This window comes from Terrimonas rubra (assembly GCF_042686025.1).
Lineage (GTDB): Bacteria > Bacteroidota > Bacteroidia > Chitinophagales > Chitinophagaceae > Terrimonas > Terrimonas rubra.
Window position 1 is genome coordinate 1,812,164 of the sequence record NZ_JBHUOZ010000001.1, and the last position, 11,986, is coordinate 1,824,149.

Below are 11,986 nucleotides of genomic sequence, written 5' to 3' on the forward strand. Positions count from 1 at the left end.
TGAAATAATTTGGTATTGTTTGTAAATATAAAAAGGGTGGTGTGCGGGTAAAGCCTGCACAAAAAACTAATAATATAGTATGGTATGATGGGAGTTTATAATTTAAGAACGCCTTCAAAAACTCTCTCTGCCGGCCCTGATAGCCATATGTTTTCGAAACGTCCTTCCTCGGTACGGTCAAATTCTACCTCAAGCGTACCGCCCAGGGTTTTAACCATTACATCATTATAACCACTTTCATTGTGATAGTGCGTCAATGCGGCAGCCGTTACGCCGGTTCCGCAGGAATAGGTTTCGTCCTCTACACCCCGTTCGTAGGTGCGTACAATAATATCGCTGTCGCCCACCTGCTCTACAAAGTTTACATTAATGCCTTCCTGCTCATAATCTTTGCTGTAACGGATGCTGCGGCCTTTTTCAAAAACGTCCAGGTTCATTACATCGATAGCCGGGCGTATATAATGGGGAGAGCCGGTATTCAATATAAAATCGCCCCGTTCTTTGATCACTTTATCAACGTCCATCATTTTTAGTGAGACGGTCCCGTCAAAATCTATCTCCGCGTCATGCGGGCCGTCTACGGCTATAAAACGGTACTGGTTGCGGTGAATACCCAGGTGATAGGCAAATTTTACAATGCAGCGGCCACCATTACCGCACATGGTGCCTTCGTTGCCATCGGCATTGTAATACTTCATTTCAAAATCAAAGCCTTCTTTTTCATTTAGTAGCATCAGGCCGTCGGCGCCAATACCAAAACGGCGGTCGCACAGGTGTTTGATCTGTTCAGTGGTCAGGCTGCTGAACGCCCTGGAGCGGTTGTCTATCAGTATAAAATCATTGCCGGTACCCTGGTATTTAAAAAAAGGAACTATCATATATGTGCGGAAAAAATATCTAAAAATTTAACGATCAGGTTTTCAACAGCTTTTTTACCGTCCTTGGAAAACTCTTTTACAATGCGGTTGGCCACAATGGCATTTACAGCCAGGCAATTATGCCCCAGTAATTTACCCAGACCAAAAATAGCCGATGTTTCCATCTCGAAATTGGTGATACGGTACTGGCCGTAGCTGAAATCGGTCAGGCGGTCAATTAACTGCGGGTTGCGGATGCCCAGGCGTAATATTCGTCCCTGGGGGCCATAAAAGCCGGGGCAGGTAACTGTAATACCCTGGTGAAAGCCATCCACAAAATGTTTTAACAAAGAAGGGGCCGCATTGTTGATATAAGGCATGTTCATTTGCCCGTGCATCTGGGTATGGGTTACAAAAGCCTGTAACAGGTTGTCGTTATCGTCGTTCTGGTCAAAACGGTAAAAATTCAGCAGGTTGTCAATGCCCAGTCCGTGCGTAGATGCTACAAAACTGTCTACGGGAATATCGGCCTGTAAAGCGCCGGAAGTACCTACCCGGATAATATTGAGGGACCTTAATTCCTTTTTAATGGTGCGGGTCTCAAAATCAATATTGGCCAGGGCGTCCAGCTCGTTCATTACAATATCAATATTATCCGGACCAATGCCGGAAGATAGTACGGTAAGGCGTTTTTTACCGATATAGCCGGTATGGGACACGAATTCGCGGTGTTGGTTTTTAAACTCAACACTGTCAAAATGTTTGCTGAACTCCTTTACACGGTCCGGGTCGCCAACGGTTACAATGGTATCTGCCAGTTCTTCGGGCCTGATATCGAGGTGGTAAATAGCTCCGCGGTCGTTTATAATTAATTCAGATGCTGCAATTTGGCTCATACGGCTGTTTTTATTATGGGTCAAAAATATCCTATTTTTACTGCCTGTCAAAAAACCATCTAAAGGTGATGGAAAGCTGCAAATCTTACCTTACATTTGCATCCCCGAAAGGGTAATTGGTCCTGTGGCCGAGTGGCTAGGCAGAGCTCTGCAAAAGCTCGTACAGCGGTTCGAATCCGCTCGGGACCTCGAAAAGGGATAATTGAATAACAATTATCCCTTTTTTATTAACTGTAAATATATCAGCTTTAATAAGTTGTGGCTTTTTTTCTGTTTAGTAGTAATAGTTCTGGAATGGAAAGCTAACAGGTTTTGACAATCAAAATGGTAATTCATTTGAGTGATAATCAATATTTTTTAACTTTCGAGGTTCAGGTATTTCAACATTTAGGAAGGCAGCTAGTTGTTTCAATTTTTGAAGTAGTTCATCAAATGTCACGATTTGGATGTTTTTCGAATTTCCTCTGTAAAGTTCAAATGCTTTAGTTTGATCGATATTTAGGCGCATCATGCCGATAACAAGAATACCATTGACGAAATAGGTTTCCAGGTTATTAATTCGGTGGTTTTCGCGGTGAAGGGCAATATTTCGTTGGAGTTGATAGATTTGATCTAAAACTTGGTTGACACCAGCGACCAATTCACTTGAAGGTGCATAAACATTGTTTCTATAAGCACGATCTTTGATGAGTAGGCTGCCAGTTTTTTTTATTTCAATGATTGTTGCATTGTGGGAAAGAGCATTGGCGAAAAGAAAATCTGTAATTTTATCTCCCTTTCCATCTAATTTTCGGCCTCCTAAATAAGCTTGACCTTGTATTTTCATGACAGGTGTACCGAAAGCCATGTTAAGTATAAAGGGATTTTTCTGCAATAACTCTTGCCATCTTGATTCTGATAAGTTTTTATTCAGCATTTCCTCAAAACGAATGATTAATTCTTTTAATGTTACCGCTTCAATATCATTTTTAAGTTTGAACAATGCAGCTGGTTCTTTTTTGACGAGTTCTTCAGCACTGTTTTCAATAGTTTCAATTGCCTCTGTTGTTTTTTTCTTTGGATTTTGATAAGGAGTTGCGGTAATTTGCTGGCGTAAAATAGACGTAATATTATCAAGAGTATCCTTTGAGTTTTTTCGTTGAGGGTATTTAGATATAATATCACTTAATAGAGTAGATATTACGTCTCGTTTTACATCACTAGCAATTTTACGTGCTTTGTTTGTTATATGATCGATATGTTTTACTAAAGTATTTAAATCTGACAGTTTCAGATCGGCAATTTGATTTTCTTTATTAATCGTACTTTTACCAGAAGTTATAATATTCAGATGTTTGATATTCAATAACTCGAGAATCTCAACAATGTGACGGTATTCTTGTTTGAAACCTAAACCATAATTATAGTCTTTCACAAATACTTTTGAAAGTTCTGTTTCAAGTAAATCTCTTACTTCATACTCGGTCAAATCTTCAGTATTTATGGGACAAAAGTCTAATGTAATACTTTCAAGCAATGCATATCGGAAGCCCATTGGTTCTCGACCTCTGACAGAATATGGGAAAATAGTTAACTTATTCTTTATTGTATCTATAGCTAATATTTCCCTGGTTAATGAATATAGTCCCTGAACTTCATCATAAGTTTCCAATATTTCCTTTGGAGGGGTGAAAAAAATTGAATAACCATTCTTCTTTTTCTTAATCTTTAATTTTCCGGCAGGGAGGGTGATTGTGGAGGGATAAGGTCGTGCCATAGCTTAACTAATTTAACATATGGAAGTTTTATCGCATTGAATTTACTTGATAAAAGATATGGTTCAGAATGTCAGAAGCTGTACAATAGGAGAATATTGTAAAATGTGTTTTATTTTAAACTGAAATATATGGCAACAATGGCAATTGCAGCAGATATGCCAGCAATCCAATTACTTATGTTAGCTTGTCTAATAGCTCTTTTGCTGTTTTTTATACTTGTTTCTAATTCCTCAACAACTAATTTTTGGTATTTTTCGTCGTTGAGTTTTTTAATTTGATATCTTCTGTAAGTTTCTAAAAATCCACCTTCTATAGATAGATAAGTTTCTAGTCTCTCTGTAACTAAGTAGAGTCCTGATCCATTTATTGCTTCTTTTATTACCTTAGGAGTAATAAGTTCGATCTGTTCCATGTAAAAAGCAAAAATTTCAGTATCACACCATTCAAATTCTTCAAGCCATATTTTAGCATAGTCAAAAGAATTGACTCTACTCATGTAGGCCCATTCTAAAATCTGTTGAATATTTCCTGCGTCTTTTTGGGTTAATTCTCTTTCGAACATTATGATTGTTTATTTAATTATACTAATTATGATGGCGATAAGAGCAAGAATAGCAGATATAATAGCAATAAGGTTACTGCGTCCTGCTTTGAGATTACTATTTTCTGCTATACTATTACTTTCTTTAGCAAGTAGAATTGCCTGCTTACTTGTTTCTATTGTCGTTTGTATCGCTTCTAACTCAAGGCTTTTCCTTTTCTCTTCTTCCTTTTGCTGGTTATACAGTTTTTGATACTCTGCTAGGTAACCACCTTTTGCAAGATATTTTGCCAAGTCGGGTGTTTTTAAATATAATTGCAAGCTGGGGTGTTGTTTTTTTATAATAGGTGGCGAAATGTTTTAAATAAAATTCATGTAATGCACAAATTCTCCGTTAGTTATTTCACTTTTGCGAATGTGTCTATACCAGTCGGGTGAAAATTTTTCTTGCGATGTTTCAAATGCCCATTCAAGTATATCCTGTATGATTTCTGCATCAGCTTTTGTTATTTCGATATTTGGCATATAATATAATATAATATAATATTTGGAATAAAATTTACATGTAATTAACTATCCAAAGAGTTATCGTTATAAGGAGATTTGCTAAATGTAACTGGGGGTAGCGTCTATTATTGCTTTTTAGAAATCGGTGATTAATTTAAGAATTTGGATGATCAGATTATGAAATTCTGCATAAGGGTTATCCAGTGTCAAAGTTCTGCCCGTACTTAAATATATAAAAGTACTCACATCCCCATTTTGATTTGTAGGCGAATAGTATACAATTTGATTTAGTGCAATGTTGTGGGGAACGCCATTTACTAAACCGGAAACAAATTCGTTATTTCCAAAGTTCATATTGGAGTAGTTTAATGGTTAAAATTTATGGTGTATTAAAATTACTATTAAAAAGTATAAATCCAAAAGGGGATAAGTTTATATTTCCCTTTTAATATTTAGGACAAATCAAAAGATGAAAAAGTAAGATTGTTAACAGTGGCACGCAAAGCTGCGTTCTTATTCTCCCAAAAATGAAGTAGTAGTAGATTAACGCGTCAGCATTTCAATAAGTTGCCTGTACTGGGGATATAGGTTGAGCAGGTTTGCCCTTTCCGCCAGCTCAAAATCAGCAAAATCAAAACCCGGTGCTACCGTGCAACCTACTAATGCATAGCCGCCCTCACCGGTGGTTTTAGCGCCAAACCAGCTACCGGCTTTTATTACACAAAAATGCTGTTCATTGTTTGCGGGGTCATTACCCAATATATGTTCTATCAATTCGCCCTCGACGGTTATTTCATACACCGTTAAAGCCGTGCCGGCATAAAAATGCCATAGCTCATCGGAAGCAATGCGGTGCAGGGCCGAAAACTCCTGTTGCTGTAAAAGGAAATAGATATGGGTAGCGGCTGATCTCTCCTGTTTATTACCGTGCAGGTTAATAGCCTGGGCGGCTTTGTATACTTCGCAATACCAGCCGCCTTCTACATGTTGTTGTAATTGCAGATGCTCTATCCAATATGCGGCAGTATACATGAAAATTCTATTTGGCTATATACACTTTTTTACCGGTCATTACTGTCAGGGAGTCTTTTACTCTTGTAGTGTCGGCTCCCAGTTTGGGCAGCGATAAGTACAGGGTAAACGACAGTGAATCCGTTGTTTCCATATGCACGTCCCAGCGGTTGGTCTTTAACTGTTTGTACCTTTTTAAAGCCCTTTCCTTATTTGAAGTTTCGAGTACATATTTATAATGCCCGCTGTTATCGGCAGGGGGTGTTGGAGTAGTTTGGGGAGTAACAACAGGAGTTGCTGTATTTTTATTGGCAGTATCAGGAATGGGAAGGGGAGCGGTGCTCAGCGGTGTAACCGGGGTATCCTGTACCGGTTGAATGGTATCGGCCACCATGGTATTGTCCTGCTCATTTAACTGTGATAAATAATAACCGCCCCAGATAGAAAAGCCTAAGCCTGCCAGTACCAGTAATACGATCACCGGTTTTTTCCAGCCAACCTTTCTTTCGTTCTCATGTAAAAAAGATTCCTGGGTGGCCGGGGCTTCGTTAATGGTTTTGGTGCGGTCCTCCTTAATACTTATTTCAATAGGTTTAGGCGCTGTAACCGGCTCATTGGCGGCATTGAATTTTAAAGCACCGCCATTGGGTTTGGTCAGGGTGCCAATGCCATCCAGTAAAAAAGGTTTGCCAATGTTCAGGAACTGGTGCATCAGTTCAATATGCGATTCCAGGTCGGCCAGGGCCAGCGGTTTCATTTTGCCGCTATGCTGGGCTATATAGCTGATCAGTTCCGGGTCAAAGGGACTATTACTATTTCCTGTTTCAAAATGTATGGGGGGTAAAGCGATATGGCGGTTGCGGCCGGTTGTATCGGTATTTACCACGGCATCGGCATCAATGGAAAAAGTTCCGATTCCGGGTAAGACTAATTGCTTATGCTGATACAAGTACTGGGCTAGTAATGGGGTTATTTTCACAGCTGAAATGTATTGGATGCACAATATAGTCATTTTCTGTGTTTTACGCAAACATGCCTCCCGTTATCAAAAATTTAATACGCAGCATATCCAATTGTATACATTGTTTTGTAGTTTAAAATGAGTCGTATATTTTGCCAGGCATGAGTTATTTTTGCACCATGATCACGAAAGAAGAAGAAAAGTTTATTGATTACTGGGAACAAAGCCGTGGTAAAAACAAACGCTGGATCAGTGTGCTGACTGTGGGTTTACCCTTAGCTTTGTTAATGGTGGTAACCATATTTGCCAACTTTTTTTCCGGCTGGTATAAAAGAGCGGCCATGATCCGGAACAGCGATTCTTCGCAGGTTATGGTACTGATGATCGCTGCTATTTTAATTGTAGGTTTTGTGGTGTATTTTTCGGCCAAACACCAGTGGGATATGAACGAAAAACGTTACCAGGAGTTTAAACAGAAACGTGACAGGGCTGGTAACAGTTAAATTAATTAGGAGAGTATTGCAGCGCATCGGGTAGTAACCCTGTCATACAGGGAACAAATCAGTAAAAGATTATAGAAAATAATAGAAATGATGAAACGTATTTTATTAGTAGTGTTGGTGGCTGGTGTATTAAGTGCATGTTCAAAAAAATATGAGTGTTCCTATAACGGGTGCGATTACCCGGCGGTTCAGACCGAGATAGATGCTTTACAAAACCACATTACTTCCAATTCGATCAATGCAGAAAAAGATTGCAGTGGTGTTTTTTATACCATACTGGAACAGGGTACAGGTGACTGGTTTGACGCCTGTTCCGATGTAACCGTTAGTTACAAAGGCATGCGCATGTCGGATAATTTTATTTTTGACCAGACAGTAGACCCCAGCACCGGCCAGGAGTTTTACAGGCGCTTTAACCTGGGCGGCTTAATTGCCGGCTGGCGCAGTGCTTTGCCTAAAATTAAACGTGGTGGTAAGATCAGGTTATATATTCCCCCTTCATTAGGTTATGGCAACCAGGCGCAGCAAAATATTCCCGCCAACTCTTACCTTATTTTTGAAGTAAAAGTAGCACCATAAACAAAGTATAATAGCATGGCGTTATTGCCATAACTTTACTAAAATACTTGTTAGTGTCATACGAAGCCATTTCCGTTTTTGATATGCTGAAGATAGGGGTAGGGCCATCCAGCTCGCATACCCTTGGTCCCTGGCGTGCAGCACAGCAATTTGTGCAGAAATTACAGCAGGATAATTTACTGGAGCAGGTGACCGGCCTGAAAGTGATGTTATACGGCTCACTGGCAAAAACAGGGGTTGGTCATGGTACGGATATTGCCGTACAGATGGGTCTTTCGGGTGATGACCCCGTTACCTGCGATGTAAATGCCATTCATCCCAAAATAAAACAGATCGCTGCCGAAAAAAAGATGACGCTGGGTGCAGTGCATACAATAGACTTTAACCCGAATACCGATATTCATTTCCTGGTAACTGAATCATTGCCTTTTCACTCCAATGCCCTTAGCTTTTTAGCCAGTTTTGCCAATGGCGATGCGGTGGCCGAAACCTATTATTCCATTGGCGGTGGTTTTGTGGTAAAGGAAGGAGAGAGTAACAGCGGTAAACAACAGGTACAACTGCCTTTTCCCATTAATAATGCCGATGACCTTTTACGCTGGTGCATTAAAACCGGCCTGCCTATTTACGAGGTGGTGCTGGAGAACGAACTGGCCTGGCGCAGCGAACAGGAAACCCGCGATGGTGTGATGAATATCTGGCGGGTGATGAAAGAATGTATTTACCGTGGTTGCCATACCGATGGCATATTACCCGGCGGTTTATTTGTAAAACGCAGGGCGGCCAAACTAAACCAGCGCTTAACGGCCGGTAAACCTTATCACGATTACGATAGCTGGCTGAAAGTGATCACCGAAGGCGGTAACCATTTTACCTATATCCTCGATTGGGTAAGCTGTTTTGCCCTGGCGGTGAACGAGGAAAATGCTTCCTTCGGAAGGGTGGTAACGGCGCCTACCAATGGTGCAGCGGGGGTTATTCCTGCCGTATTGCAATACTATATTGTTTTTTGTAACGGTAACGACGATGAAAAAATATTACGCTTCCTGTTAACCGCATCTGAAATAGGCAGCATGTTTAAAAAAGAAGCCACTATTTCAGCAGCCATGGGTGGTTGCCAGGCAGAGATCGGGGTTTCATCGGCCATGGCCGCGGCAGCCCTTACCGAAGCCCTGGGCGGCACCCAGCGGCAGGCCATGATGGCGGCGGAGATAGCCATGGAACACCACCTGGGCATGACCTGCGACCCTATTGGCGGCCTGGTACAGGTGCCCTGTATTGAACGCAATACCATGGGGGCTATCAAGGCCATAACCGCCTCTCAGCTGGCCCTGCAAAGTACCCCCGATTTTGCCAAAGTATCCCTGGATGCGGTGATCAAAACCATGTGGGATACGGCCCGCGACATGAATTATAAATACAAGGAAACGGCCGACGGCGGACTGGCTGTTAATGTGCCGCTGAGCCTGCCGGAGTGTTAATTGTTTAAGGTTTAAAGTTTTAGGTTGTCGTGCCGGATTGTAAAGGGTTCAAAAGTTCAAAGTTGTCGTGCTGTAGCAGGATTCCCTTCTATATATTACATACTTTATACTGTATACGATTTTGTCACCGGCTGCAGTTCCCTGATCGGACCGCTGTTGCGACGCTCCGTTCACCCTTCGGTTCCCTGATCAATACTGAATAGCAAATTTTGAATAATTGTCAACTTTCAATTGTCATTTGTCCATTGTTTGAACGGCTTAAAACCTTAAAAACGCGCATATTTTAACTTTTTCCTTCTTAATTTTTCCTTTTTCATTTTTACTTAGGTTGGTTCCCTTTTTTTTACGAAATTTGCGCCATTGAAATACTAAATATGGCTATTGAAATAAAAGTTCCTACGGTAGGTGAATCAATTAACGAGGTTACATTACTTAAATGGACTAAAAAAGACGGTGAATACGTAGAAAGGGATGAAGTAATTGCCGAACTGGAAAGCGAAAAAGCCACTTTTGAGGTAAATGCCGAAAAAGCAGGGGTGTTAAAAACCGGTGCTAAAGAAGGCGATACCCTGCAGATAGGCGATTTACTGGCCACTATCGACGATACAGCCGAAAAACCTGCTGCTGCTGCAAAAACGGAAGAAGCACCTAAAGCTGCCGAAAAACCTGCTGAAGCTAAACCCCAGCAGCCTGCTGCCCCAACAGCCGCTCCTGCTGCCGATGTAAAAGCGACACCGGTTGCTTCTGCTATCATAGCCGATAAAAAAGTGAATCCTTCTGATATTGCTGCTTCGGGCAGTAATGGAAAAATATTAAAAGGCGATGTATTAGCCGCCTTAAGCAATCCCGGTAAAAAGACTTTTGGCGGTGCCGAACTGTTTAGCCGCAACGTACGCAACGAAAAAATGACCAACCTGCGTAAAACCATCAGTCGCCGCCTGGTAGAAGCGAAGAATACCACCGCCATGTTAACTACTTTTAATGAAGTGGACATGACGGCGATCATGGATATCCGCAAAAAATATAAAGACGCTTTTAAAGAAGCACACGGTGTGGGCTTAGGCTTTATGAGCTTTTTTGCCAAAGCCTGTGCGGTTGCTTTAGCCGAGTGGCCTTCGGTAAATGCTTATATTGACGGCGACCAACTGGTTTACCACGATTATGCCGATATCAGCATTGCCGTAAGTACGCCACGTGGTTTAACCGTACCGGTGATCCGTAACGTAGAGAGCCTGAGCATGGCCGATATTGAGAAAAAAGTAATTGAACTGGCAGGTAAGGCCCGCGACAGTAAATTAACGGCTGATGAGCTGACCGGTGGTACTTTCACCATTACCAATGGTGGTGTATTTGGTTCTTTAATGAGCACACCTATCATCAACATACCGCAATCGGCTATTTTGGGTATGCATAAAATTCAGGAGCGCCCGATGGCTATTAACGGCCAGGTGGTGATCCGCCCCATGATGTACATTGCGCTTAGCTATGACCACCGTATTATTGATGGTCGTGAATCAGTAAGCTTCCTGGTAAGGGTAAAAGAATTGCTGGAAAGCCCTGAGCAATTACTGGCTGCAAAAGACCCTGTTAAATTGTTATTGGAACTGTAATAGTTTCTGAGTATAAAATTAACGGCCCGGTTTACCGGGCCGTTTTTATAGTGTAAAATAGTGAACATGGGTGTACAGTTATACCAGCTGAAGTACACAGGCGATTGTAATATTGCAGAATAAGTTTTACCTTAACATTACTTATTATTTTCTGTTTTAAAGCCACAGGCATGTACAAAAGGAGTATACTATTTTTGTTTTTGGTGTGTATGGGAGTAATGTCGTTAACGGCACAAACTAACCTGGAGAAGATACGGCAGGGAGTGGCCTTGCATGAGCATGCACAATACGAAGCCGCTATAAAATTATACGATGAGGTAATTGCTGCCGATGACAAGAATGTACTGGCTTACTACGAAAAATCATACTCTCTCCTCATGCTGCGTAAATATGATGAATCCATCCGGCTGAGTAAGAGCATTATTGAAAGCTTTCCGGGGGATGATAATATTCCCAACGCGTATATTAACTGGGGAACTGCGCTCGATTACCAGGGTAAAACCAAAGATGCTTTAAAAGTATATTCAAAGGGACTAAAAGCTTTTCCTGGGAATTACTTACTACACTTTAATAAGGCTATTTCCTATAACAGCCGTGGCGATAAGCAAGAGGCGATAGAGGAGTTACAACTGGCATTAAAGAGTAATCCTTTGCACCCCAGTTCGCATCATGTATTAGGTATATTTACCGCCGGCAGTAATAAAATTGCTGCCATGTTAAGTAACCTGGCTTACCTGGCCATACAACCACAGGCAACTGAAAGGGCTAACTACAACCGTGAAAGAGTAGAACGGATCATTGGCCTGAGTGCAGAGAAAAAAGATGATAAAAATATAACCATCAGTTTATCCCTGCCGGATAAGAAGAAAAAAGAAAACGATTTCAGTTCGCTGGAACTGATCATAGGGCTTACTGCTGCCTCCAACCATACCAAAGAGCATGAGAACGAAACAGCCATAGAACGTATGCAACGTAACCTGGAGATGGTATTCAGCGGTTTGAGTGCCGGGCAAAAGGACGGCAAAGGTTTTTACTGGGAGTTTTATGCACCTTTTTTTGCCAGCCTGGAGAAGGAAGGCTTCCGCGAAACCTTTGTACACATTATGTACACTAGTTCGGGGGCTGTTTTAAATGAGTTATGGCTGCACGATAATAAAGTGAAAGTAGAAGCGTTTAAAAAATGGCTGGCCGCATATAAATGGATATAGGTTGATGCTGAAAGGCTGCCCGATTGGCAGCAGTAGCTGCAGGTGTGTTTGGGGTTTAAAGGGGCGTGGGCTGCA

Annotated in this window: 13 protein-coding genes and 1 tRNA gene; 6 read left to right on the forward strand and 8 right to left on the reverse strand. The window is 41.5% G+C overall.

Annotated features, from left to right (window positions below; genetic code table 11):
- Positions 1 to 95 precede the first annotated feature (95 nt).
- Positions 96 to 878 carry a diaminopimelate epimerase gene (gene dapF, locus ACFS6H_RS07660; protein ID WP_386096900.1) on the reverse strand — a complete coding sequence of 261 codons (783 nt, stop codon included), beginning with the start codon at positions 876 to 878 and terminating at the stop codon, positions 96 to 98.
- A complete protein-coding gene (locus ACFS6H_RS07665; RefSeq protein ID WP_386096902.1) occupies positions 875 to 1,753 on the reverse strand; it encodes a nucleoside phosphorylase in 879 nt (292 codons plus the stop codon). The genes dapF and ACFS6H_RS07665 overlap by 4 nt, the downstream gene beginning before the upstream one ends.
- A 118-nt stretch (positions 1,754 to 1,871) precedes the next feature.
- Here ACFS6H_RS07665 and ACFS6H_RS07670 point away from each other — a divergent pair.
- Positions 1,872 to 1,942 (forward strand) — tRNA-Cys (locus ACFS6H_RS07670).
- A 130-nt stretch (positions 1,943 to 2,072) separates the two neighbouring features.
- Here the strand turns inward: ACFS6H_RS07670 and ACFS6H_RS07675 are convergent.
- The 6 genes from ACFS6H_RS07675 to ACFS6H_RS07700 form a co-directional block, all read right to left on the reverse strand.
- A complete protein-coding gene (locus tag ACFS6H_RS07675; RefSeq protein ID WP_386096904.1) occupies positions 2,073 to 3,509 on the reverse strand; it encodes a Shedu immune nuclease family protein in 1,437 nt (478 codons plus the stop codon).
- Positions 3,510 to 3,619: 110 nt separating this feature from the next.
- On the reverse strand, positions 3,620 to 4,072 hold the full coding sequence (locus tag ACFS6H_RS07680) for a hypothetical protein (RefSeq protein ID WP_386096906.1): 453 nt from the start codon (positions 4,070 to 4,072) through the stop codon (positions 3,620 to 3,622).
- A 9-nt stretch (positions 4,073 to 4,081) separates the two neighbouring features.
- Positions 4,082 to 4,345: a hypothetical protein gene (locus ACFS6H_RS07685; RefSeq protein ID WP_386096908.1), complete on the reverse strand. Its 264-nt coding sequence runs from the start codon at positions 4,343 to 4,345 to the stop codon at positions 4,082 to 4,084.
- A gap of 66 nt (positions 4,346 to 4,411) precedes the next feature.
- Positions 4,412 to 4,576, reverse strand: a complete 165-nt coding sequence (locus ACFS6H_RS07690) for a hypothetical protein (RefSeq protein ID WP_386096910.1) — start codon at positions 4,574 to 4,576, stop codon at positions 4,412 to 4,414.
- A 525-nt stretch (positions 4,577 to 5,101) separates the two neighbouring features.
- Positions 5,102 to 5,590, reverse strand: a complete 489-nt coding sequence (locus ACFS6H_RS07695; RefSeq protein ID WP_386096912.1) for a cupin domain-containing protein — start codon at positions 5,588 to 5,590, stop codon at positions 5,102 to 5,104.
- Positions 5,591 to 5,597: 7 nt separating this feature from the next.
- Positions 5,598 to 6,518 (reverse strand): hypothetical protein, encoded by a 921-nt coding sequence (locus ACFS6H_RS07700; protein WP_386096914.1) that lies wholly within the window; start codon positions 6,516 to 6,518, stop codon positions 5,598 to 5,600.
- Between the two features lie 173 nt (positions 6,519 to 6,691).
- On the opposite strand from ACFS6H_RS07700, the gene ACFS6H_RS07705 reads away from it, so the two are divergent.
- From ACFS6H_RS07705 to ACFS6H_RS07725, 5 genes are all read left to right on the forward strand, one after another.
- A complete protein-coding gene (locus tag ACFS6H_RS07705; RefSeq protein ID WP_386096916.1) occupies positions 6,692 to 7,033 on the forward strand; it encodes a hypothetical protein in 342 nt (113 codons plus the stop codon).
- Between the two features lie 87 nt (positions 7,034 to 7,120).
- Positions 7,121 to 7,612: an FKBP-type peptidyl-prolyl cis-trans isomerase gene (locus ACFS6H_RS07710; protein ID WP_386096918.1), complete on the forward strand. Its 492-nt coding sequence runs from the start codon at positions 7,121 to 7,123 to the stop codon at positions 7,610 to 7,612.
- Positions 7,613 to 7,665: 53 nt separating this feature from the next.
- Positions 7,666 to 9,093, forward strand: coding sequence for an L-serine ammonia-lyase (locus ACFS6H_RS07715; protein WP_386096921.1), 1,428 nt, complete (start codon positions 7,666 to 7,668; stop codon positions 9,091 to 9,093).
- A gap of 374 nt (positions 9,094 to 9,467) precedes the next feature.
- On the forward strand, positions 9,468 to 10,703 hold the full coding sequence (gene odhB / locus ACFS6H_RS07720) for a 2-oxoglutarate dehydrogenase complex dihydrolipoyllysine-residue succinyltransferase (protein ID WP_386096923.1): 1,236 nt from the start codon (positions 9,468 to 9,470) through the stop codon (positions 10,701 to 10,703).
- Positions 10,704 to 10,873: 170 nt separating this feature from the next.
- Positions 10,874 to 11,911, forward strand: coding sequence for a tetratricopeptide repeat protein (locus tag ACFS6H_RS07725; protein ID WP_386096925.1), 1,038 nt, complete (start codon positions 10,874 to 10,876; stop codon positions 11,909 to 11,911).
- Positions 11,912 to 11,986: the final 75 nt, after the last annotated feature.